The 24,874-nt window shown below is 36.2% G+C and carries 14 protein-coding genes; all 14 read right to left on the bottom strand.

Annotation, left to right across the window (positions count from 1 at the left end; genetic code table 11):
• Window positions 1-4,033 precede the first annotated feature (4,033 nt).
• The 14 genes from Q0Y70_RS02830 to Q0Y70_RS02765 all read right to left on the bottom strand — a co-directional run bounded on the left by Q0Y70_RS02830 (window position 4,034) and on the right by Q0Y70_RS02765 (window position 24,860).
• Window positions 4,034-8,722 (bottom strand): hypothetical protein, encoded by a 4,689-nt coding sequence (locus Q0Y70_RS02830; protein WP_297816258.1) that lies wholly within the window; start codon window positions 8,720-8,722, stop codon window positions 4,034-4,036.
• Window positions 8,723-8,913: 191 nt separating this feature from the next.
• Window positions 8,914-9,096, bottom strand: coding sequence for a hypothetical protein (locus Q0Y70_RS02825; protein WP_297816256.1), 183 nt, complete (start codon window positions 9,094-9,096; stop codon window positions 8,914-8,916).
• Window positions 9,089-10,417: an accessory Sec system glycosylation chaperone GtfB gene (gene gtfB, locus Q0Y70_RS02820; protein ID WP_297816254.1), complete on the bottom strand. Its 1,329-nt coding sequence runs from the start codon at window positions 10,415-10,417 to the stop codon at window positions 9,089-9,091. Before gtfB ends, Q0Y70_RS02825 begins: the two co-directional genes overlap by 8 nt.
• Window positions 10,410-11,939 carry an accessory Sec system glycosyltransferase GtfA gene (gene gtfA, locus Q0Y70_RS02815; protein WP_297816252.1) on the bottom strand — a complete coding sequence of 510 codons (1,530 nt, stop codon included), beginning with the start codon at window positions 11,937-11,939 and terminating at the stop codon, window positions 10,410-10,412. The genes gtfB and gtfA overlap by 8 nt, the downstream gene beginning before the upstream one ends.
• 12 nt (window positions 11,940-11,951) lie before the next feature.
• A complete protein-coding gene (secA2, locus tag Q0Y70_RS02810; RefSeq protein ID WP_297816250.1) occupies window positions 11,952-14,318 on the bottom strand; it encodes an accessory Sec system translocase SecA2 in 2,367 nt (788 codons plus the stop codon).
• A 4-nt stretch (window positions 14,319-14,322) separates the two neighbouring features.
• Window positions 14,323-15,183 (bottom strand): accessory Sec system protein Asp3, encoded by an 861-nt coding sequence (gene asp3 / locus Q0Y70_RS02805; protein ID WP_297816248.1) that lies wholly within the window; start codon window positions 15,181-15,183, stop codon window positions 14,323-14,325.
• Between the two features lies 1 nt (window position 15,184).
• Window positions 15,185-16,738, bottom strand: coding sequence for an accessory Sec system protein Asp2 (gene asp2 / locus Q0Y70_RS02800; RefSeq protein WP_297816246.1), 1,554 nt, complete (start codon window positions 16,736-16,738; stop codon window positions 15,185-15,187).
• Entirely contained in the window at window positions 16,735-18,240 is a 1,506-nt protein-coding gene (gene asp1, locus Q0Y70_RS02795; protein WP_297816244.1) for an accessory Sec system protein Asp1, read from the bottom strand. Before asp1 ends, asp2 begins: the two co-directional genes overlap by 4 nt.
• 1 nt (window position 18,241) lies before the next feature.
• Window positions 18,242-19,468: an accessory Sec system protein translocase subunit SecY2 gene (gene secY2 / locus Q0Y70_RS02790; RefSeq protein ID WP_297816242.1), complete on the bottom strand. Its 1,227-nt coding sequence runs from the start codon at window positions 19,466-19,468 to the stop codon at window positions 18,242-18,244.
• Between the two features lie 139 nt (window positions 19,469-19,607).
• Window positions 19,608-20,516: a diacylglycerol kinase gene (locus Q0Y70_RS02785; protein ID WP_297816240.1), complete on the bottom strand. Its 909-nt coding sequence runs from the start codon at window positions 20,514-20,516 to the stop codon at window positions 19,608-19,610.
• Window positions 20,517-20,534: 18 nt separating this feature from the next.
• Window positions 20,535-21,965 (bottom strand): Asp-tRNA(Asn)/Glu-tRNA(Gln) amidotransferase subunit GatB, encoded by a 1,431-nt coding sequence (gene gatB, locus Q0Y70_RS02780; protein WP_297816238.1) that lies wholly within the window; start codon window positions 21,963-21,965, stop codon window positions 20,535-20,537.
• Window positions 21,966-21,968: 3 nt separating this feature from the next.
• Complete coding sequence (gene gatA, locus Q0Y70_RS02775; protein ID WP_297816236.1) at window positions 21,969-23,408, bottom strand: Asp-tRNA(Asn)/Glu-tRNA(Gln) amidotransferase subunit GatA; 1,440 nt, start codon at window positions 23,406-23,408, stop codon at window positions 21,969-21,971.
• Window positions 23,408-23,710: an Asp-tRNA(Asn)/Glu-tRNA(Gln) amidotransferase subunit GatC gene (gene gatC, locus Q0Y70_RS02770; RefSeq protein ID WP_297816234.1), complete on the bottom strand. Its 303-nt coding sequence runs from the start codon at window positions 23,708-23,710 to the stop codon at window positions 23,408-23,410. Before gatC ends, gatA begins: the two co-directional genes overlap by 1 nt.
• 10 nt (window positions 23,711-23,720) lie before the next feature.
• Window positions 23,721-24,860, bottom strand: a complete 1,140-nt coding sequence (locus Q0Y70_RS02765; RefSeq protein ID WP_297816232.1) for a CamS family sex pheromone protein — start codon at window positions 24,858-24,860, stop codon at window positions 23,721-23,723.
• Window positions 24,861-24,874: the final 14 nt, after the last annotated feature.

Here is a 24,874-nt window from a genome sequence, read left to right as displayed (position 1 = left end):
CTGGCTGATCGAGTTGGACAGACTTTCGCTTTGACTTACTGAGTTACTCAAACTCTCACTCTGGCTTACTGAGTTACTCAAACTCTCACTTTGGCTTACTGAGTTGCTCAAACTCTCACTCTGCGATACTGAGTTGCTTAAGCTTTCACTCTGACTGACCGAGTTACTTAGACTTTCACTCTGTGATACCGAGTTAGACAAACTTTCACTTTGTGATACGGAGTTGGACAAGCTCTCGCTCTGGGAGACCGAATTACTCAAGCTTTCGCTCTGACTGACCGAGTTACTTAAGCTTTCACTCTGTGATACTGAATTGCTCAAGCTTTCGCTTTGACTGATCGAGTTACTTAAGCTTTCGCTCTGACTTACTGAATTGGACAGACTCTCGCTTTGAGATACCGAGTTGGACAAACTTTCACTTTGTGATACTGAGTTAGACAGACTCTCACTTTGGCTCACCGAGTTACTCAAGCTTTCGCTCTGACTTACTGAGTTAGACAAGCTTTCACTTTGTGATACCGAGTTAGATAAGCTTTCACTTTGACTGATCGAGTTACTCAAGCTCTCGCTCTGGCTTACTGAGTTACTCAAACTCTCACTTTGTGATACCGAGTTACTCAAACTTTCACTTTGTGATACTGAATTGCTTAAACTCTCGCTTTGACTTACTGAGTTACTCAAGCTTTCGCTCTGACTTACTGAGTTGGACAAGCTTTCACTCTGTGATACAGAATTGCTCAAACTTTCGCTCTGAGATACCGAATTACTCAAACTTTCGCTTTGACTTACTGAGTTGCTCAGGCTCTCACTTTGACTCACCGAGTTGGACAAGCTTTCGCTTTGACTCACTGAATTACTCAAACTTTCACTCTGCGATACTGAGTTACTTAAGCTTTCGCTCTGAGATACCGAGTTAGACAGACTCTCACTTTGTGATACGGAGTTGCTTAAACTCTCGCTCTGGCTTACTGAGTTGCTTAGGCTTTCGCTTTGACTTACTGAATTACTCAAACTCTCACTTTGTGATACGGAGTTACTCAAACTTTCGCTCTGACTTACAGAGTTAGACAGGCTCTCACTCTGACTCACCGAGTTACTCAGGCTTTCGCTCTGACTTATTGAGTTGCTTAAACTTTCACTTTGACTCACCGAGTTGGACAAGCTTTCACTCTGGCTTACTGAGTTGCTTAAGCTTTCACTTTGACTTACCGAGTTAGACAAACTCTCGCTCTGACTTACCGAGTTACTCAAGCTTTCACTTTGTGATACTGAGTTACTTAAGCTCTCACTTTGACTTACTGAGTTACTCAAACTCTCGCTTTGACTCACTGAGTTACTTAAGCTTTCACTCTGTGATACAGAATTGCTCAAACTTTCGCTCTGAGATACCGAGTTACTCAAACTTTCGCTCTGACTCACCGAGTTACTCAAACTTTCGCTCTGACTCACCGAGTTACTCAAACTTTCGCTTTGACTTACTGAGTTGGACAAGCTTTCACTCTGACTCACCGAGTTGCTCAAGCTTTCACTTTGACTTACTGAGTTAGATAAACTCTCGCTCTGGCTTACCGAGTTACTCAAGCTTTCGCTCTGGGAGACCGAATTACTCAAGCTCTCGCTTTGCGATACTGAGTTCGACAAGCTCTCACTTTGACTTACTGAGTTCCTCAAACTCTCACTTTGGCTTACTGAGTTAGACAAGCTTTCACTTTGACTGACCGAGTTACTCAAACTCTCGCTTTGGCTTACTGAGTTACTCAAGCTTTCACTCTGACTGATCGAGTTACTCAAACTTTCGCTCTGACTTACCGAGTTACTCAAACTTTCGCTTTGACTTACTGAGTTGCTTAAACTTTCACTATGGCTTACTGAGTTGCTCAAGCTCTCACTCTGCGATATAGAGTTGGACAAGCTTTCGCTCTGCGATACTGAGTTCGATAAGCTTTCGCTCTGCGATACTGAGTTCGATAAGCTCTCACTCTGGCTTACCGAGTTGCTCAAACTCTCACTCTGACTTACCGAGTTAGACAAGCTTTCACTTTGTGATACTGAGTTGGACAAGCTTTCACTCTGACTTACCGAATTACTCAAACTCTCGCTTTGACTTACTGAGTTAGATAAGCTTTCACTTTGACTCACTGAGTTACTTAAGCTCTCGCTTTGACTTACTGAGTTACTCAAACTTTCACTTTGGCTGACTGAGTTAGATAGACTCTCGCTCTGACTGATAGAGTCGCTTAAGCTTTCACTTTGGCTGACTGAGTTACTCAAACTTTCGCTCTGACTCACTGAGTTGCTCAGGCTCTCACTTTGACTGACCGAGTTACTTAAGCTCTCACTCTGGCTCACGGAGTTAGATAAACTCTCACTTTGCGATACCGAGTTGCTCAAACTCTCGCTTTGACTGATCGAGTTACTCAAGCTTTCGCTCTGACTGACCGAGTTACTCAAACTCTCGCTTTGTGATACTGAGTTACTCAAACTCTCGCTTTGACTTACTGAGTTACTCAAGCTCTCACTCTGTGATACCGAGTTAGACAAACTTTCACTTTGTGATACTGAATTACTCAAGCTCTCGCTTTGGCTGATCGAGTTGGACAAACTCTCACTTTGACTTAGTGAGTTACTTAAGCTTTCACTCTGACTGATCGAGTTGCTCAAGCTTTCGCTTTGACTTACTGAGTTGCTTAAGCTTTCGCTCTGACTTACTGAGTTAGACAGGCTCTCACTTTGCGATACCGAGTTGCTCAAACTCTCGCTTTGACTTACTGAGTTACTCAAGCTTTCACTCTGACTCACTGAATTACTTAAGCTCTCGCTTTGTGATACTGAGTTACTCAAGCTCTCACTTTGGCTTACTGAGTTAGACAAGCTCTCACTTTGGCTTACTGAGTTAGACAAGCTCTCACTTTGGCTCACCGAATTACTCAAACTCTCACTCTGACTCACTGAGTTGGACAAGCTTTCACTTTGTGATACTGAGTTAGACAGACTTTCGCTTTGACTTACTGAGTTACTCAAGCTTTCACTCTGACTCACCGAATTACTCAAACTTTCACTCTGCGATAACGAGTTGCTTAAACTCTCACTTTGGCTTACTGAGTTGCTCAAGCTCTCACTCTGGCTGATCGAGTTGGACAGACTTTCGCTTTGACTTACTGAGTTACTCAAACTCTCACTCTGGCTTACTGAGTTACTCAAACTTTCGCTTTGGCTTACTGAGTTACTCAAACTCTCGCTTTGGCTCACTGAGTTACTCAAACTTTCGCTCTGACTTACTGAGTTAGACAAGCTCTCACTTTGGCTTACCGAGTTAGATAGACTCTCGCTCTGCGATACTGAGTTGGACAAGCTTTCGCTCTGGCTGACTGAATTACTCAAGCTTTCGCTTTGACTTACTGAGTTGCTCAGACTCTCACTTTGACTCACTGAGTTAGACAGACTCTCGCTTTGGCTCACTGAGTTACTCAAACTTTCGCTCTGCGATACTGAATTACTTAAGCTTTCACTTTGGCTCACTGAGTTAGACAAGCTTTCGCTTTGACTCACTGAGTTGCTCAGGCTTTCACTTTGGCTTACTGAGTTACTCAAGCTTTCACTCTGACTTACCGAGTTGCTCAAACTCTCGCTCTGACTTATCGAGTTAGACAAACTCTCACTATAACTTGCCGAGTTACTCAAGCTTTCACTATGACTTGTCGAATTTGACAAACTATCGCTGTGACTTGCGGAGTTAGATATGCTTTCACTATAGCTTGCTGAGTTGAACAAACTCTCACTATAGCTTGCCGAGTTACTCAAACTTTCACTATGACTTGCCGAATTTGACAAACTATCGCTTCGGCTTGCTGAATTGCTTACTGCATCACTAATAGAAGCGGATAAACTTTCACTGTGTGAAGTAGATGCGTCCTGACTAATTGACTGAGATGTACTCCTACTATTTTCAATAGATGTACTGATACTCTGGCTAATACTTGTTTCATCTATCTTACGTAAATAGACAGTAAATTTATTAGGTCCATCAACCAACTTACCATATCCATACTGACTTAGCTGGGACACATTTACCCCAGATGGGGGGGGTAATCGTGTCACCAGTTTGATTGTCAACAACTTTTTCAAGGATATATCCTTGTTTTTCAAGTCCCTCTAACGTCGTTGTAGCATCCTTGAAAACAATCTCTCCATCTGATGGTCCTTTGGTAGTTGTTGTGGTAATAGTAATTGGATGAGCTGGATCTGTATCATCAACAAACACAAGTGTAGCCATTCTAGTATTAGCAGAATCACTTGAGTTAGAAAGATTTCCGTTAGAATCATATGCAATTCCAGCTTTCCAAGTATCCCAATTAATTGTATCTGGTAGAGGAACTGTCTTATCAGAAGAATTATTCTTTATACTCATAACTGGATGAGCTGTATTTTGTAATGCCTCTTGCAGTGCCGTGTTACTTGTAGCAGCCCCACTCTTCGCAACATTAGTATAGTTATTCTTATCTACAGTTGATGACTTATCCAAATCCTCTTGATATGACTTGATATCATCTGGCATCGTAAACCCAGAAGCACTTACTGTTAGAGGTATAATCCATCCCTTTAATCTAATTGTTGGATCAGCAATTTTAATATGATAAATTCGAGTGGTCTTACCATCTGTAATTGTTTCTTCATCGGTTACAGTAATAGGAGAAGTTGTCTGTTTATCTTGTTTTAACTCATTATTCAAATAAACTTTATTAGTAGAGTCCCCAGCAACCTCGTTACTTAACTTATTGTTTACATACCAGGCATACAGTTTTTTAATCTGTTCTTCCATCTCCTGGTCAGTAAGCCAATTATAATTAAATTCTTTACTATTTCCTACAGTAACCGTTATATCAAAATCAGTACTTGTATTATCCTCAGGATTAGTTGCTCCACTAGTAGCAATCTGAAAAGCTGGTGAGTTTGCCCAATTGGTATTTATAGAAACACCATTATTCGGACTCCAAATTCTATTGTTATTATAATAAATTACAGCGCCAGTTTCCTTGTTGTAGTCCAAATATTGCTTATCATAGACGTATTGTCCTTGAATATGGAGACCACTCGCATATGTTTGGCCATTTATAGTTACATCATTAGTAGGAGTATAGGCAAATTTTTGTCCATTTAGAGTTTCATTATCAGTATATTGGTAAACAAAGACTTTTCCTAAATCAGTTGTATTACTGCTGGCTTGATTTGGGCTAATTGATGGTTGTTGCGATTGCGGATTTCCCCAACGTAAAATTGGTGTAAGTGTTAGGTTATTATTACCACTAGTGTAAGTAGTAGCTGCTGAATTAAAGACTATTCTATAATACGTTCCCATATTATAAGCAGTAGCCACCTGAGTTCCATCAGGAGCTTTAAGTGGAATATTGGCTCCCAACTTACTGTCGTATAATTCAATTCCGTTAGCACCTGGTAATCCTAAATTTACATCAATATATTGGCCCTCTTTGAGAGTTTCTTTAGGTGTGAAAGAAAAACTAAGCTGTTCATATCCTGCATTATTGTTCGTCGCTCCAGCAACAGGTTTGGCTTGAATATTACTAATAGTATAGGCACTAGTAGGTAATTTTTCTTTCCCTACTTGAATTGCGTAGGTAACACTAGCGCTACTATTAGCTGCAGTAGTGCCTGCATTAGTCCAGTTTACAGTTTGTAGACTTTGAGCAACTTTGATCTCTCCGTCATCTGTATGGAAAGTATATGAACCGTAAGGTGCTGAGGAATAATCTGAAACTTCAGATACAAGCGGAGCAGTAGCATTAGAGTAAGTGTGACTACCACCATTTTCACCATTAAAGTTTGGACTTAATTTGATCTGTCCCATTACTGAAGCAGTTGTAAAGTTAGGTGTTGTACCCGTTAACGAAACTTCAAAAATCTGCTCCCCATTTGGTCCATAATTACCTAATGCCTTGACTGAAGCAGTTCCTGGATAATTACCCATTTGAAAGGTAATATCCTTAGCATCTGCTTTAAAGCCATCCGGAATCATTACGATAAATTTAGGATTTTGCACTGTGGAATTTCCACTTGTTGATAACCGGAAACTATAGCTAGGCACAGAGTCACCACTATAGTCTTTACCATTCGCATCCAGAATTGCTGTACCTGTAAATGTTGGTACTATATTGGTATTAATGGCGTAATTAACACCCGGCGTACCACTTTTAACAACTTCAATATTTTGACCATTAGCATCAAAAGTATAAGTATTATCTTTTGATGAACTTGCATCACTTGCAAGTTCTGATACGATTGGTGCACCAGTACTGCCGTAGTTATAAACTCCTGTTTGCTTTGAATCTAAAGTTAATTTAAATTGTCCACCAAAGTTCTTCGCAGCACCCCAGCCTGGATTAAAGTTTAACTTTATCTTGAATAGCTGTTCCCCATTTGGACCAACTTTTCCTAAATCTTCAACGGAATAATCATTAGAGGTGAAGTTATTAGTTCCACTAAAGAATCCGTTACCACCGAAATAATTACTTACATTTTTACTTATTAAATTGAAATCAGAAACACTTGAGCTGAATCCCTTAGGAATCATTACAACAAATTGTGGGTCATTAACTGTTGAACTCCCCAATGTAGAAAGACGAACAGAAAGAGTTGGAAGATCTGCTGGTGGTGTTTTAGAGGTGTAGTTAATGTTATCTCCAGGAATAAATTTACCTGTTGAATCTAAATTACCAAAGGCGACAGTACCAGTAAATTGTGGAAGTTGGGCATCATTTACATAGTAGCTTACATTAGTTGGATTGCTGCTCTTAACAACGTCATAAGTTGTGCCATTAACAGTAATTTGGGTAGTTCCTGCTGTACTTTGAGCATCACTAGCTAATTCAGTTACTAACGGCGTATTGCTATCATATTTGAAGTTACCTTTTGCAGTTGAATCTACAGCTAACTTATACTGCAAACCTAAATCTTTATTATCACCTTCAGATGGATTAAAGTTTAACTTTACACTATAAACCTCTTCACCATTACTATTAGTTCCAAGTGATTCAACAGTGTAGTCACTAGCACTAAAACTATTATTGCCTTTGAAATTACCATTGAAATACTTACTTACAGCATCAGATGAAATTAAGTTACTGCCTGTTACTTTGAATCCCTTAGGTATTGTAACGATAAATTGTGGATTATTAACATTAGAGGTTCCACTTGTCGATAAACGAACATTGAAGGTAGGTAATTCAGTTGCTGGCGTGTCAGCAGTGTAATTAGTATCATTAGCCGACACAAAATTACCACTAGCATTTAGACTCCCTAAAGAAGCTGTACCTGTAAATTGTGGTAAAACTCTACTGTTATTTAAGATGTAACTAATTGAGCCTTGAGTACCATTAATCCCAGAAGAATTTTTAATAACATTTAGATCTTGTCCATCTACCTTGAAAGTATATGGACCACCACCATAATTACTTGAATTATATTGATTGGTATTAGAGTTAGCATCATCAGCTAATTCAGAAATAAGTGGTGCTCCCCATGTACTATATGAAGCTGAACCAGTTGCATTAGGATCTAAAGTTAACTTAATCTGACCACCATAATTATTACCCCATGTAGGCGTCTGGCCAGTTAAAGTAATGAGAAATAGTTGTTCGCCATTTGGCCCATAATTACCAAGTTCTTTAATAGAACTTGTACCATTATAAGGACCAGCAAAAGATCCTCCTCCAAAGATATTAGATCCTTCAGCGCCAGTTAAAGTAGAAAAATCGCTAGTCTGTGCTGTGAATCCCTTCGGTATCATAACGACAAATTGCGGATTAGTAACAGTCGAATCACCAAAAGTTGACAACCGAAAAGTATAACTAGGAACTGCTCCATCTTTAAATGTAGTTTCATTAACAGCACTACCATCAGCATTTTTAATCATTACTGTACCAGTAAATGTTGGCTTTGTGACAGTATCAGTAGTTGCTGCTAATGTCATAAGTTTAGCAGCTAAGGTAATTGGTAATTGAGAATTTGAATTATTAGAGTTAGAGGTAGAATTATTACTATGTATTATCTTATTTGTAGCTAACGGTAACTTAGCAAGCGAAGAAATATCATTGCTCAAATCAAGACTAGCTTGAGCTTTAGTTTCAAGGTTATTAGAAGTAGAGCCATAGTTAGACACAATGGTCGAATCTGCCGTTGATTGACTATTTTCACTATTTTTCACTACTTCTGAGTTAGCTTGCTTGTGGACAGACTTATGCGAAGTAGCCGATTTTTGAATATTAGATTTTCTCTCTTTTTCTTCACTTTTGGCCAAGCTTAAAGAACTAAGCATACTTTCAGACTGACTTAAAGAAGTTGAAGCACTTTGTGAAAGCTTTATACTCTTAGAAGTTGATGCAGAGATACTCTTTGCCTCAGAATTACTGATGCTGAATTCTTTTTCATTAGATTTGCTGGCTGCTTTATCAGAAGTTCCTGTTTGAGTACTATGAGATACAGATCCCACAATTTGTGACTTCGGATCAACAGAAGTTTGTGCCGCATAAACACGATCATTAGGTAAAATCGTTGCACCTGTAGCACCGGCTCCAAGAATTGTAGCTAAGCCGGCAAGTTCCTTAAGATATGCTTTAGGATCGTCCCTATCTTCTTTCAAACGATTAGGATCAGTGTATTGCTTTATTTTTTCAGAATTTCTTTTCTTTCCAAAATGTAGTCTTTTCATACTTAACCTCTAATAATTATTTATCCCTAATTCAAAAGCATTATAATAAAAACTTTATGCTATCATTTATTATAATAATTACATATCTATAATACACTTTCTGTTATTAAATTAAACTCTTATATCAAAATAAATTTCATAAAAATAAGCCAAAGCTTAACCCAATATAACGCTTTGGCTTTATTTTTATATTATTTAATAAATATTTGAATCAGAAATAAAATAAGAATTATTACAAAACATGCTCCCATGATGAGAGTCTTCCATGGAAAGGGCTCTGGCTTTTTTTCATAGGCTTTTTGTTGATTCTGCTCAACCTTATCTAAACGTTTGAGAGCGTGCCTCTCAGCAAGTGTCAGATTCTTTTTACTCATTTGTTATATCCTCAAATGCTCTGTGATATTTTTCAATTGTTGTATCGCCTGCACTTAAACGTTGCTTATCTACTAATTCACGCATTTTATCAGTGCTCTCCAAGGCACTTCTGATTTTGTTTGCCATCTTATCTACTTCATTTAACTCAAAAACATTTTCTGGATCAATAAAATTAGGATTATGTATTGTATTCGTAAATCCCATAATTAACATGTTCTGCTCAAACGCACCTCGAACAGCATCCATAATCTCATTACCATGGTTAACATCTAAATAGATATCACATTCTTGGTATAACTGACGAATTCGTTTAGGCGTCGCATTTGGATATAATTGCACATTATTATACTTGTTAAAGCTTAATAACTTATCCGACATTTCAGTAATCGCAGCCACATGAAAAGTAATATTAGGCATAGATTCGACTATTTCGGTCAAATGCTCAATCTGATCAGAATTAGTCAAAATAACTACCTCTGGACGCAACTTATTTCCTCGAGGATGAGGATAAATCATTCCAAGAAACCTAAAATCTAAATTATCTGACTTAGGCAAACGGTCTTTCCAGTTCTGCCAGTCAGCATAATTTTGAAATACCACATGCTTAGTTCTAGTCTTATTGGCCGCCAAATACTTCATATTGCCTGGCAAGTCATCATTGAGCTTTTCATGCCAAAACAATGTGTCAGTACCATTTTCTTTAATACCCAAGCTCACAAGCATCGACTGATTCAAAGTATTATAAAAAATATGATCTAGGTTATATTTTCTTTCTTTTAAGAAGAACTGAACGAATTCAACCAAACTGGCAAAGTGAAGTTCTTGATCTTCTAAATGTAGGAAGACATCCCCGGCAAGTAGATATTGGGTGATAACTTCTTTATTTTCGTTATCAAAGTATTTGCGCACAACCTCTTGACCATTTGTGACATAAGTTTTCGCAAAGAGTCTACCTTCGCGATTATAATGATCAATCCAGTTTAAATTTCCTTGGTCATCTAACCAGCGTACTTCTTTAACCAAGCGAGTATTATCAGCAGCTGTAAAAACTATATCTGCTCTTTTTTGATGAAGATCATATACTTGCGCATTTTGAGCCGTTGCCGTAATTCGATAAAACTTTGGTACTGTCAATCGATCAAAGTACAATGGAGAATTTTTATCGGTGACCTTACAATAAAACTTAACCGGTGAATCAACTTCTTTAGGCAAAAAGCCATTATCATGAATAACCACTGAAGGAATCTTCATATTTGCAAACAATTGCGATCTTAAAAAATCTGCCGATTCAACATCAAGATTTTCAAATAAATTAATCATTTACTATTTCCTCCAGTAAGTTTTTCCATTGCTTGGCCACCTTCTTAGTAAGGTATGGTGTCGCAATTTCATATGATTTTTTACTAAACTCGGCTAAATCACTCTCTTTAAATAACTTAATAATAGCCTTTGTTAAAAGTTCTATCTTCTTGAAGTCGTTCCAGTCTTCATCATATGGCAATAAAAAGCCGTTTTTATCATTATCAATAAAAGTAGGATTTCCATATGGTACGTCAAAGCCGATCATCGCTAATCCAGATCCAATTGCTTCAAGAAGAGATAAGCCGAAGCCTTCACTTGTAGAAGCCGCAATATATGCTTCATAATTTGCATAAATTTTGGTTAAATCCTTCTGCCCCATCAAGTGAATATAATCACCAGCTTGATGATTATTAATCATCTCTTTTAAAACAGCTGCTTGTCCACCATTACCGTAAATATCTAATTTTAATTCTGGCACTTGATTCTTTGCGGCTATTACAGCTTTCACTAGCCAATCTAAATGTTTTTCTTTGGCTAATCGAGAAGCAGTAATCAAAGAAAACGGCATCCGCTTCTTATTAGGATACGTTAATTCTAATAAGCTTCCAACAGGGATACAATCAACACGCGGAATATAGCCATAGTATTTTTTAAACTGATCTTCTAATACCTGCTTTTGAGTTGGGGTTGCAACTACAAAGCTCGCCACTTCCTTAGCATGAGAAAATTGATACTCATAAAAGTTATTCCACAAAATATGATCATTATTAGTAAAGTGCTTGTCGTAGTGATCTGCATGGACAACGACTATTATTTTTGCTTGGCCATGATTTTGAAAAATTAATTGACCATTGATCAAATTAGCATCTTCATCTTCTCGATCTAGCAAGATAACATCATCTTTAGTAAAACGCAGCTTTTTTAGCATCTTTAAGTAAAGCTCATCTTTAGAATAGATGATCTCACCATCCGAAAATTCAAAAGTTTCCTTATCATTATTCAGATATTGAGTATAAGCAACCGATTCATCTTCATTATAGAATTCTCTAAAGGCCACTTTATTATTCGCAGCTGTCCCCAAATAATACTCACTAGCGTATTTAGTGTAAGAATAAAACTCTCTTTTTAAAATAATATTTTTACGGCGATATACGACCTGGTCAATGGTTCTTTTGTCTAGATTATTCAAGCGTGCCATAATTACAAGGTCGTTATTTACTAAATAGAAAACTTCTTTGCCGTCCTCACTTATTTTTTTAGGGTACTTTTTTAAATCAATCTTGGCTTCTAAATCACTTAGTTTATATGAAGAAGGCGCTATTTTTATATTAGTAAAAAAGTTATACAACCAGATAATACTCGTGTCTTTAAAGCCCAAGTTAGCGGTTAGATCTTCAATATTATTTTCTAAAATCAAATCTGAAAAAATAAACTTGGCTTCAATCCCTGCTTCTGTAAAGCTCTGATCGCGATATTTTTGAGCATATTCCACACCAGAACTTGCCCAACCTATACCTAAGTTTACGTTATATACTGTCATTTTTTACCTCAATTAGTTAAACACTACTATTAATTGTCCTTTTTCATTAACATTGATTCGACTAAGCATTAAATTATTGAAAACCGCCAAAGTAATCTTATCTAAGAATTTTAAATATAATTTAAATGCTGCTTGATGATGGAGCAGCTCTTGCGGCCTTCCCGCTCTATTCCAACCACGAGCCGATATCTTTAATTTTTCAATTACGTCAACTTGATCGATCCAGCAACTATCCATCGCTGAAATAATGATTTGACGATAAAAATCATTGATCTGTTTATCGGTGATTAAGATCTTTTTCTTTTCTTCAACAAGCTGATACACGAACGATTTCAAATATTGCTTTATCTCTTTTGAACCATTAATGTCATCTGGGATAACAACTTTATTATAAGTTACATGCTGATTAATAAAATACTTTAGACTATCTCGATCTGTTATTTTATATTTTTCAAGATAGTAGCTGATTGCCTGATCAATTATTTGATCAATTCTGCCCTGCAAGTTTTGCTGTTTCATGATTCGATTACGCAAATCATAGTAATTTTTTCTCTGTAAAGAAAGAATCAGCTCATTTTTATTAGTCTGACTTCGTTCGAGCTCCTGCATAGAAGCTACACGGTCTCGCAACATATGCAAACTAAATTTTAAGACTGGTGATTTAAGAACAACGACATTTCTGCCCTTCTTTTTCTTCTTAATTAATCTACGATAATGACGTTTTTGGCGGCTTGTATTATGTCCCGAAATAAAATCATCTTCTAATGAAATAAAGAACTGACTAGATCCTGGATCTCCTTGTCTGCCTGCACGTCCTGCTAATTGTAGTTCAACTCTTTTAGGCAACATTTCGGTCCCAATTACGGCTAAACCACCAAGTTCTTTAACCCCTTTACCTAACTTAATATCTGTACCACGTCCTGCCATATTTGTTGCAATTGTAACTGCACCTTTTTGGCCCGCTCCTTTTACAATTTGGGCTTCATAGGCAGCACTATAAGCATTTAAGACATTATGAGCGATCCCGATATTAAGTAGTAATTCTGAAATTATTTCTGAATTTTCAACTGAACCCGCTACTAAAAGAATCGGACGTCCCGTTTTGTGAAGCTTGACCACATAATCAATAGCCGACATCAATTTATCACGAGTAGTTAAAAACAAAAGCGGCTTTTTGTCTTTTCTTATAACCGGTTTATGTGTAGGAATACAAATAACCCTCAAATTATAAATATTCAAAAATTCTTCTTCATTAACTTTAGCGGTGCCGCTCATACCATTAACCTTATTAAACAGACTAAACAAGGCTGGAAAAGTAATGGAAGCGGCTGTTTTTTGAATATCAGTTAAGTCTACCTTTTCTTTTGCTTCAATTGCCTGATGCAAACCTGTACTTATCTGAACTCCTTGTTTAAGACGTCCACTTTTTTCATCAAGTAAAATAACTTTTCCCTTAACTACTAAGTAATCATGTCCTTTACGCATCAATAAATGAGCACTTAACGCCAAAATGATATGACGATAAACAGGGCGACTTTTTTGATCGAACAAATCTTTTAATCCAAAAAAGCGCTCGGCCTTCTCAATTCCATGTTCAGTTAACCAAAAAATTCCATCGTCTTTTCGATATTCATAATCTTTCTCCGGATCTAGCAAGCATGCAAATTGATCTGCTAAGCCATATAAATTAGATTGAACCGTCGGTCTTGAAGAAACAACAAATGGCGATTGAGCATCATCTAATAGCACTTCATCAACTTCATCAATAATAACGTAATTAAAGGGTCTTAAATATTGGTTTTCTTTGTCTGCAGCCAAATTATTAAACAGATAATCAAACGCTAATGAAGAAGCAGTGGTATAGGTAATATCTGCGTTATACCATTTACGTTTCAATTCTGGAGTAGCCTTTTTTTCATCATCACCATCATCCAAAAAGCCCAATTCCACACTTAAGCCTAAAAATTTATATACTGGAGCTAATTCATGTTCGTCTCGAGCAGCCAAATAGCCATTCGGTGTAACTAACATCGCACCTTTTTTCGTCAAGCCATTTAAATACAAGGGCATTGTTGCAACTAGAGTTTTTCCTTCTCCAGTTTTCATTTCTGCAATTGCACCCTGACTTAAAATAATTGCTCCCAATACTTGAACATCATATGGATATAAACCTAAAACACGATAATCAGCTTCCCGAACGGTAGCAAAAGCTTCAGGTAAAATATCCTCGAGTTCTTTTCCATTCTCAAGCTGAGCTCGAAGACTCTGGGTTTGCTTTTTTAACTCCTCATCACTCATCTTCCTCATTTTAGGAGCAAGCTTATTGATCTTTTTTAGAATTTTTCGTGGCTTTTTTAATCTGAGCGTATCAGTTAACATATTATTACCCTTTAAAATATTTTAATGCATCTTTGACCAATTGATTTTGATTAATTTGGATAGCAGACGGTACAAACCATTGTGCTTTCTTATCTTTGAGTGAAAATTCATCACCCATATCAATTATCTTCACGTTCTTATTATCTCTGCTCAAATTATCTATTTTCTGATTAAGACTTGCCTTGTTAGTAAAAATAAAAGATTCATCATATGGATGCGATTTTAGCCACTGTTTGAGAGATGACTCCAATTGATTGCGCTTTTGCCAGCTTGTATATACTAAATAAAACTGTCCTTCAATATTAGAATCTAATTTTATTTGCTCTATTTCACGACTTCGCTTACTATCTGCCACTAATATTAAAACTAATTTTGAGGCCAGCTCATTTTTATTTAGCGGCATCAGGTATAAATCTTCAAAGCAATTTTCAGATAACGCAGCATTTCCAATTTGAAACTTAGAGAATTCAATCTCACTGCATCCCCCATTGAGAATTTCAAATGTATAAGAGACGGCATTTTGGGGATAAGTAAAAGTTTTTTCCAAGCTCGAAAAAACAATATTACTTATTTCACTCATCTGTAAGTCAAAAAAGCGTAGACAAAAAATAACTGTATTCACCGGTTTAGCACTTAATGACAACTTTATTTGATATTTTTTGCCATTTTGTAAGATCGGGAGACTCGGAACTTCTTTAAAGACCTGATAATTAAGTCTAGATGACCAATCCATGATTTTCTTACCCGGAGTCATCAATAAATTTTCAAAAAACACTTTATCATCACTTGTTTTCTTTAATTTGGTACCAGCCATATAAGTACTACTTATTTGTTCCCAGTATATTTGGTTAATAATATTTTTCATCTTAATCTCTTGGACCAAACTCTTTCATTATTGCCGTTAGTCTATCAATAAACCAATAGTTAACCGCCGGATCATCATTGTGTCGTCCTGCAAAACCTTTAGCAGAAAACTGTAAGGCTTCTTTGACTGCGGGGGATTTTCTGAATTTATTAATGGCTAGATCGTCGTAATCATCATCTTTCATATAGCCAACAAATAATCTGGTTTTTGATAGATCATTTTTATCAAACTCATCCATAAAATCTTGATCTAATTGTTCTAAATTTTCTTTAGTAAGAGAACCTTTAATTTGCTGATCAATATCAAAGATAGTATCAAAGCCATCTGGTCTATCCAGAGCCATACGACTTGCAATATAACCTAAACTAATCAATGGCTTAGCAACATCAATCGCATAAGGCGCTAGCTGGGCGCCATATTTAATAGCTGCATAAGTCCCCATCGAAATTCCGCTTACAGTCAACTCTGACGACTTAAAGCCTAGTTTTGCTAAAGTATCTTTAATAGTCTTGAGAACTTGCTGACCAATATAGCCATCTTGATCATCATAAAACTGTCCGATACTAATTCTCATATCAGTAAATAGAAGCATCGGAGCTTTAAAACTCTTAAACAAAAAATAAGCTTCAAAGCCTTCTGCTTCACGCGCGCCTGAAAAATAAACATTCAATGGTGGTTTTAAATCACCCAGGTTAAAGTAGTAAGCAATATCTTCTCGATTAGTTGGATTAACCAATCTTTTCCCTCCAGTTAAAAAATTGCCTACTCCGTCTCTACCCCAACGAGAGTGTAAAATTCCAATGATTAGCTCACCACTACCATTAACTTCTATTCCGATTGTAGCCGTTCGATACTGCTTACTTGGCTGAATTTGAGAAAAATATTCATCCTTTTGAAAATCTGTAAGATCGATAATTCGTTGATCTTTCGGATCACCATCAGTTCCTGGATTTTGTACAAAAATTCTCAGTCGAGCTTTAAAATTATTTAGCTTAATAGACAACCATAAGTTTATTAACTTATTTGGATCAATAAAAATCCCAGTTTTGTATGTACCTATATCCATCCATTGTCCATGTGTATCTAGATTAAGCTTTAGTTCTCCAGTACCTAAGTATTCAAAAGAGCTTATTTTGCGATCATTTAATTTTAAAGTCGTAGGAAAAATTCTCATCCCAGATTGACCAGAAAAATACCGTACCTCAAGTTTATCTATTAAAGTTTGAGGATCTTGCGTTATTTCCTGTGCTGCACATTCTTTTAGAAAAAGTTGTCCAGCTTGATCAAGCTGGCTTTTTATTTCAGGTAAATAGAGAACATGATATGATGGAACTAATTCTTTTAATCGTTTCCAGTTCTTTTGAGTTAGGTCAGCTTTACCCGTGATCAATACTACATCATAAGAGATTACTTTTCTCTTTAGCTTAATTTTATTATCCTTATCTCTTATTTTTTCCTTTTCCATTGGTGGAAAATCATTGAAATACCATTTTAAGTTTTCACTTAATTGATACGAATTGGCCCAATTTTCCAATCCTAGCTGTAGAACCTTCATTGCTTGTCACCTAAAATCCTTTGCCAGCGCTTCATAATATTTTCTTCGGAATATTTATTCATCATATCAACATTGTAAACAACCGCATTATTCCAATTCGTCAAACTATTCAGATATTTATCAAGTGCTACTTTAATATCCTCTATTTTTGAACAAAGATAACCATTTTTTTGATCCTTAACTGTATTAGAAGCAAAATTCTGAATTTGTGGGATTCCGATACTAATAGCCGCCATTTGCATTAATTCGTCAGCTTTTCCCCAACTAATTAAAACTCTTGCCCGATCCATACTTTCAAGCAATTCAGAAATATTAGTTAAACGTAAACTTTTAAGTTCAATCACCGCCGCAAGCTTTTTTTGGTTCAGACCTACTATATCAGCATTTTCGTTATTATCTCGCTTTTCACTAATCACAAATTCATCTGAATGCTCCTTCTTTATTTTTTCAACAACTTCGTTAACTAGATTATTTTTCTGCAAACTATACGTAAAAACTATAATTCTTTTATTCTTATAATCTTTTTTTACATATTTACATAAATTCAAGATGATTTCGGCAATATCCTCATCATTTGCATTTTCTGCAAAAAATACAATAGTTTGAATCTTTTCTCTAGCACTATGTCCGAGCTGAAATTGAGAATTGTATATTGGAATAACATCAACATCTGCTTCATCATTAGTTTGTTTTTTTACCTTATCTGCTAATTCGGAGCTATTGACAATCAATGTTTTGGATTTGATCTTACTTAATTGATTTTCATAGTTAAGTTTTTCATTAACAATATACGCAGCTTTATAACTATTCAATAAAGAGATATCAAAACTAGCATCTTCATCTAAACTGACCAGTAAATTATCATTATCTTGAATATTAGCAATTAGATATGATTTCAATACTTCATTAATGAGGTGCTTCATAGAAATATACTTATTTTTTTGACAAAAGTTAAAATTTGTATTTATAGTGACTTCTCCAGAAGAATAATCTCTTTTAAACCTCCAATTACCATAAGGATCATAAAAGATCTGATCTGTTTGATTAATCTTAGAAGAAACAAATCCGCGACTATCCATCAATAAAGTATAGTCATCTTCACCAGTCTTCTTTTTATAGGTAATCCTCAAAATTTTCCCTTCGAGATCATAAAAAACAGTCGCAATTAACTTATCTTCTTGGACAATTAGAGTTCTAAAAGGACTAAAATCAAAAATTGCATTTTCTGGCCAATTAAAGTCGCTTAACTCTACAACTTTACTCTGCAGTGTATCAATTCCTTGTAAATAGTCATAAATTGAAAATAACTTATCGGGATAAAAAGACTCCTGATTCAATTTCGTAGTTAACTGAGGCTGATAATCAGAAACTATCAAGCCAAGTTGGTGCTTATTATTCTTTAAGATCCGCATGTAACCTGTAGCATCTAAAGCATCGATGGCGGGTATACTAATTGACCAATCATTATATTGATCATGCCAAGCAGGAATGAAATACTCCATCTTATTCTTCTCTTTCTAGTCGATCATATTTATATGGGAACAAAAGAGCTGCAACTTGGTCTCTTATCCCACTCATAAACATTACAATCATTACGATATTCATTGGAATAATCGCAAAACCAGCATATCGCCCTAAAAAACGGGCTCCATATAGCCCTAAAACTAATTGCGCTGCATTTAAAATTGCACCTGGAAAAGCGATAATCAAAACTATTTTTCTCAAATATCTTTGTGTAGGCAACCCCGGCTTTATACCTAGAATATAATTATGGCTATTTCTAAGACCCTTGGCTTCATCTTTTGGATCAAATGAAACAAAAGTAAAGAAATAAAATAATAAAATTGCCATAACTGTTGAAAAAATAGCGGAAAATTGCCAACTCGTGAGAATTTTATTTTCCGGGAAATATGGGGTGAGCATGATTGGAAGTGTTAAAATTGCCATCCCTACCATATACATCATCATTGCAGCCATATTTAATCCAATCGGAACTAACATTGCTTTACTTTTGGAAGGTAGGCTAGGATTGATAACTTCTAGAGGATAGTAAGCTTTATTAAATGCCATCCAGAATAAAATAAAAAGTAAGATAAAGACAAATAAGATAGTTATCCAAAGCCATGCATACTTGAAAGTTAAAAGCATTCGAACGTTATTGATAATATTTGGAATAGCGCCATTTAAAATACTTGCCAGAATTATTGGCGCACTTGCACCGACGCCATATTTAATATTTCTAAAACAAAGCCAAACTACTAGACAAGATCCCGCTGTCAAAATGGTGATCATCGTAAAATCTCTTAAGAAGTTGCGCTGGCTCACTAATCCAAAAACTAAGAGCATTGCCTGAATAATAGTAAAAACTAAAGTCAAAAACTGCATAAAAGCTTCAATTTGAGTTTGTGATAACGCATCAAAACCGAACAGCTTCGTCATTGTCAGCAATTGAACTATTAGCATGACAAACATTAAAGGATTAATTCCTACGGAAAAGATGGATAGTCTGGCATAATTTGCACCCGTAAACACTCCTAAAATAGAAAGTGGAGTTTGATGAATGGTATGCGAATACTGTTGGGTAATTTCCGCAAAAGGAAGAGGAATGTATGTACCCATTAAGTATATAAATACAATCATTAAGCTAAAACTCACTCTTTTTATAACATTCAAGAGGTTTTTATTTTTAATCAAGATCAATACCCCATCTTTATATCGACTTTTACTCATTTGTTATATAATAGTAGTCTATCATTTTTTTAGGTTAACATTACAACCCTCCTCTAATTTAATACAGTAATGGTTGTTCATTTGATAAATTGGTCAAATTTAGACACACAAAAAAGGCTTCTACTCAGAAGCCTTTTTATTAGCCAACATAAAACTCGATATGTTGTTTTAAATTTTCAAAATCAATTGGAAGATATCCTCCAACTTCCCCATCTAAGTTAACAGGGATCTTTTTTCCATCCTTAGGTTCATTTAAAACTTCGACATTGAGTGACTTAGTCTTAGTATAAATAACCTGAGGATCATTGATATGCTTTCCATTTAAAGCCATCGCCATAAGTCTAAGCATATCAATTGGATTGGCGGTTTTAACTACAATTAATTGGAATAATCCATCAGATAATTGAGCATCTGGCATGATCTGTTCGAATCCACCGATTGAATTCGTCATCCCTAATAAAAACATTGAGATGTCGCCTTCATACACGCCCTCATCATAAATTAATCGCATTTTATTGCTTGAGATATGTGGCAGCATTTCTGCACCTTTAAGCAAATATGCGGTATAACCTAAGACTGATTTCAACTCTGACGGAACTCCATAAGTTAGTTCTGTTAAAGAACCACTAGCTGCAATATTCATGAAATACTTTTCGCCAGCACGGCCAATATCCATCTTTTGCGTTTTTCCTTTTAAGATAACCTTAGCACTATCGACCAAGTTATCACGAGGAATCTTCAATGCCCGAGCAAAATCATTAGTAGTTCCTGCTGGAATCACTGCAAGTTTTGGTCTTTTTTCTAAAGGAGCAATTCCGTTGACAATTTCACTGATCGTTCCATCGCCACCAGCACCCACAATTAAATCAAAGCCTTCTAAACTAACCCTTTTTGCTTCATTTTGGGCAGACAATGGCTCTGGCGTGGTTCGATATGCACTAGCTTCAAAGCCAGCTTGCTCCAATACATCTAAAATATCAGCTACATTCGAGATCATTTGCTCGTGACCAGAAACAGGATTATAAATCAATCTTGCTTTTTTTGCCATTGCCTTCACCTTCCAATATTAACGACTTTGTAATTCTTTGTTTAAAAGTTCGTTGACAACTTTAGGGTTAGCTTTACCGCGAGTCTGCTTCATAATTTGTCCAACTAAGAAGCCGATAGCACGATCTTTACCATTCTTAAAGTCTTCAACTGATTGTGGGTTATCATCAACCACTTTAGTTACCATTGGCTCTAAGACAGATAGATCTGATAATTGAACCATACCCTTATCTTCAACGTATTTCTTAGGATCAGTACCATTTTCCATAGATTCTTTGAAGACCTTCTTAGCGATCTTAGTGGAAATAGTACCATCCTTGATCATCTTGATCATTTCAGCTAAATGTTCAGGGGTAAGCTTGATATCCTTAATGCCAATTTGGTTTTCATTCAAGTAACCATTAATTTGCGTATTCAACCAGTTAGCAGCCAAAGTTGGATCTGCTCCAGCTTGAACTGCTGCATCATAGTAGTCAGAGCTTTCTTTAGTTTGCAAAATAACATCTGCATCGTAAGCTTTAATGCCGTAATCATTGATGTAACGATTGCGACGTTCAAATGGTGATTCTGGAAGAGTTTCTTTAATTTCATCAATCCAGCTTTGCTTAATGTGGTATGGTGCAATATCTGGTTCTGGGAAGTAACGATAATCAGCGTCACCTTCCTTAACACGCTCTAAAACTGTCTTACCAGTTGCTTCATCAAAACGACGAGTAGAAAGTTGAACTTTTCCACCAGAAAGAAGTACTTGCTGTTGACGTTGCTCTTCATAAGCAAGTGAGCGTCTTACGTGGTCAAATGAGTTCAAGTTCTTCATTTCGACCTTAGTACCAAGTTCTTTTTGACCAGCAGGACGGATAGAAATGTTGGTATCAACACGCATTGATCCTTCTTCCATCTTAACGTCAGAAGCACCAGTAAATTGAACAATTTGACGTAACTTAGTTAAGTATGCGTAAGCTTCTTCTGGATCTTCCATATCTGGTTCAGAAACAACTTCGAGAAGTGGCACACCTTGACGGTTTAAGTCAACGTAAGAATATCCATTAGCTCCGTGAGTGTTTTTACCAGCATCTTCTTCGATGTGCATTTCGTGAATACCGATACGCTTTTTCTTGCCGCGAACTTCAACTTCGATATAACCATCGCGAGCAAGTGGTTGGAAGAACTGAGTGATCTGGTAAGCCTTTGGGTTATCTGGGTAGTAGTAGTTCTTACGGTCAAAGTGAGTTGTTGGCAAAATATGAGAATGAGTTGCCAATGCGACCATAATACCTAAACGATAAACATCCTTGTTAAGCTTAGGCAAAACACCAGGCATTGCCCAGTCAATTACGTTAGTTGCAGTATTGACTTCTGCCCCATAAGTTACTGGTGATGGAGAGAAAATCTTACTCTTAGTCTTTAATTCGAAGTGAACTTCTAATCCGATAGTCGATTTAAAATTCATTAATTAATCCTCCATTCCAGCTGGTGTTTTTTCATAGAATTTATTAGTACGCTCAATAAAGTCAGCAGTCTTAAAGACATTTCCTTCATCAAAACGTTTAGCCATAATTTGCAATCCAACAGGCATACCATCAACTAATCCAGCTGGAACACTTGCTGCAGGAACACCTGCTAAGTTTGCAGAAATAGTTAAGATATCGTTGTTGTACATCTTGATTGGGTCAGAAACTTCTTCACCAATGCCAAATGCAGGTTCAGTAATAGTTGGTCCAACGATTACATCATTTTCAGCAAAAATCTTGTCAAAGTCATCGCAAATCAAAGTTCTAACTTTAGCTGCTTGTCTAAAGAATCTGTCATATGAACCAGCTGATAATGCAAATGAACCAAGCATAATACGACGCTTAACTTCTGTACCAAAACCTTCAGAACGTGATTTAACGTAAACATCAAGTAAGTTCTTAGTGTCTTTTGCACGATATCCATAACGGATGCCGTCATATCTTTGAAGGTTTGAAGAAGCTTCACTTGAAGCGATGATATAGTAATCGGGAACAACATACTTAGTATGTGGCAATGATACTTCGTTGATGATTGCGCCAGCATCTTTTAAGCTATCGATTTGCTTTTGAATAACTTCACGCATTTCACCACTTACTGCATCCATATATTCCTTAGGAACTGCTACGCGTAAGCCCTTAACATCTTGACCAATAAAGCTAGTAAAATCAGGAACTTCTTTTTCAGAAACAGTTGAATCATGTTCATCACTACCTGCGATAACGTTTAATACTTCAGCTGAGTCCTTAACACGCTTAGTCATTACACCAATTTGATCGAGTGAAGAACCAAATGCGATAAGACCCCAACGAGATACTCGACCATAAGTTGGTTTAATACCAAAAATACCGTTAAAAGCAGCTGGTTGTCTAATTGAACCACCAGTATCTGAACCAAGTGCTGCAACGACTTGGCCACTTGCAACTGCTGCGGCAGAACCACCAGAAGAGCCACCAGGAACTTTATCTAAATTCCAAGGATTATGAGTTGCACCATAGTATGAGTGCTCAGTAGATGAACCCATCGCAAATTCATCTAAGTTTGTTTTACCCACAATTGTAGCTTGAGCCTTCTTTAACTTGCTAATTACAGTGGCATCATACATTGGCATGTAATTGTAAAGCATATGACTTGCTGCAGTAGTCTTAATTCCATTAGTAATAATATTATCTTTAATGGCAATTGGAATACCAGCTAACTTATTAGCGTTGAAATCAAGATTTTCTGCAGGTTTTGCATCTTCTTTTACAGTAATCCAAGCATTTAACTTTTCATCAGTTTTTTTGATGTTTTCAATTGTATCTTTTGCTAAAGATTCAGCTGAAATTTCACCGTCTTTTAATTTCTTGTTTAAAGAGTCAATGTTTTCATTTAAGTAATTCATTACTCGTTATCATCCTTATCAATAATCACTGGTACCTTAATGAATCCGTCTGCCTTTTCAGGAACATTTTCCATTAATTCAGCTCTACTTTCCCAATGCTGCGGCTTATCTTGTCTGTAGACAGTATCACGATCTACTACCTGAACTGTTTCTTCAACACCTTCAGTGTCTACTTCAGCTAATTGATCTGCCATATTGATAATGTCACCCATTTGTTTTGTAAATGAATCAATTACATCATCACTAAATTCAAGTCGCGATAATTTTGCAACGTGGTTTATATTTTCTTTTGTAATTTTCACCGTTTGCCTCCTATTCACCGCCAAAGACGTGGACATAGTAACTGTCATCTGCGGAATTCTTTGCAACTAAAGCCTGAATATCATTAACAGAATTAATCTGTATCTCAACTGGTGCATGTGCAGGTAGATATTTTTTAGCAGATGAAGCAACTAATCTTGAAAAGCTCTGAATTTGAGCATATCCAAAGAATTGAGTCGTAATATTAATATTCATCTGAATTAACTCTTTACCTTGATAATGCACTGTTGCTGTTACCCCACTAATGTTAGGGAAATAGCCTTGAACTGCGGCCTTAAAATTACTAAAGGCTGCTGCATCCGTCGAATTGATTGCTTTTTCATTTCCAACAGTTGGCAATACTTGACTGCGATAATTGACTGTTTTCCATTCATTTATTTTACTACTATTTGCGTTCGCAATTCCATATGCAAAGTAATTCCCTCCAACAAGAGAATCTTTTCCAGTTTTTCTAAATAAACCGATCATAATTGGAATTGATTTAGTAGCTTTGTGCTTTCTTAGTCGAGCTACAATGTCATCTGCCGCTTTTTTACCAAATTCATTTTGACGAGCGCTAGAAATATCAACATGTCGTTCGATACCTTTTTTACCTTCAGTATAGTAATCAACTGAATTCAAGGCTAAACCTAAACTCATTCCACCCAATTTATAGCTAGAACCAGATTTTTGTAAATAATCTTGTTCAATTATTTGATCCAAAAGAATCGGTGAATAAGACTTTTTACTGGTGCTTTTTGCTGGATTTAACCCTTCTTTATTATCTTTTGATTTACGATTCAACCAATCAGTTACTGTGGCAGTAGAAAGCTGCTGACCTTCTTGAAATACATACTTATTAGTAGCAAATTCATTCTTAGAAAGTGTAATTAAGCCAGATTCAAGTGCACGCGTATCGACTGTGTTATCACTAGTATTAGCGGTCATTCCTTCAATCGGACTAGTTAAATATTTGCCATCTTTAAGCAAAACATTGTAACCATTGTTATTGGTACTTGTAGTTTGGTAGTTCTTTTGTTTTGTCGTTGAAGTGGTAGGGTTATTAGCCAGATCTGAATTTTTTAAATTACCGCAAGCACTTAACGATACGAGCGCTCCAAAAATAGCAGTTATCTTTAAAAATCTTTTCAATTTTTTAAATCCTT

The sequence above is a fragment of the uncultured Lactobacillus sp. genome, assembly GCF_947367085.1.
In the GTDB taxonomy this organism is placed as follows: domain Bacteria; phylum Bacillota; class Bacilli; order Lactobacillales; family Lactobacillaceae; genus Lactobacillus.
This window is presented reverse-complemented; position numbering and strand designations above follow the sequence as displayed.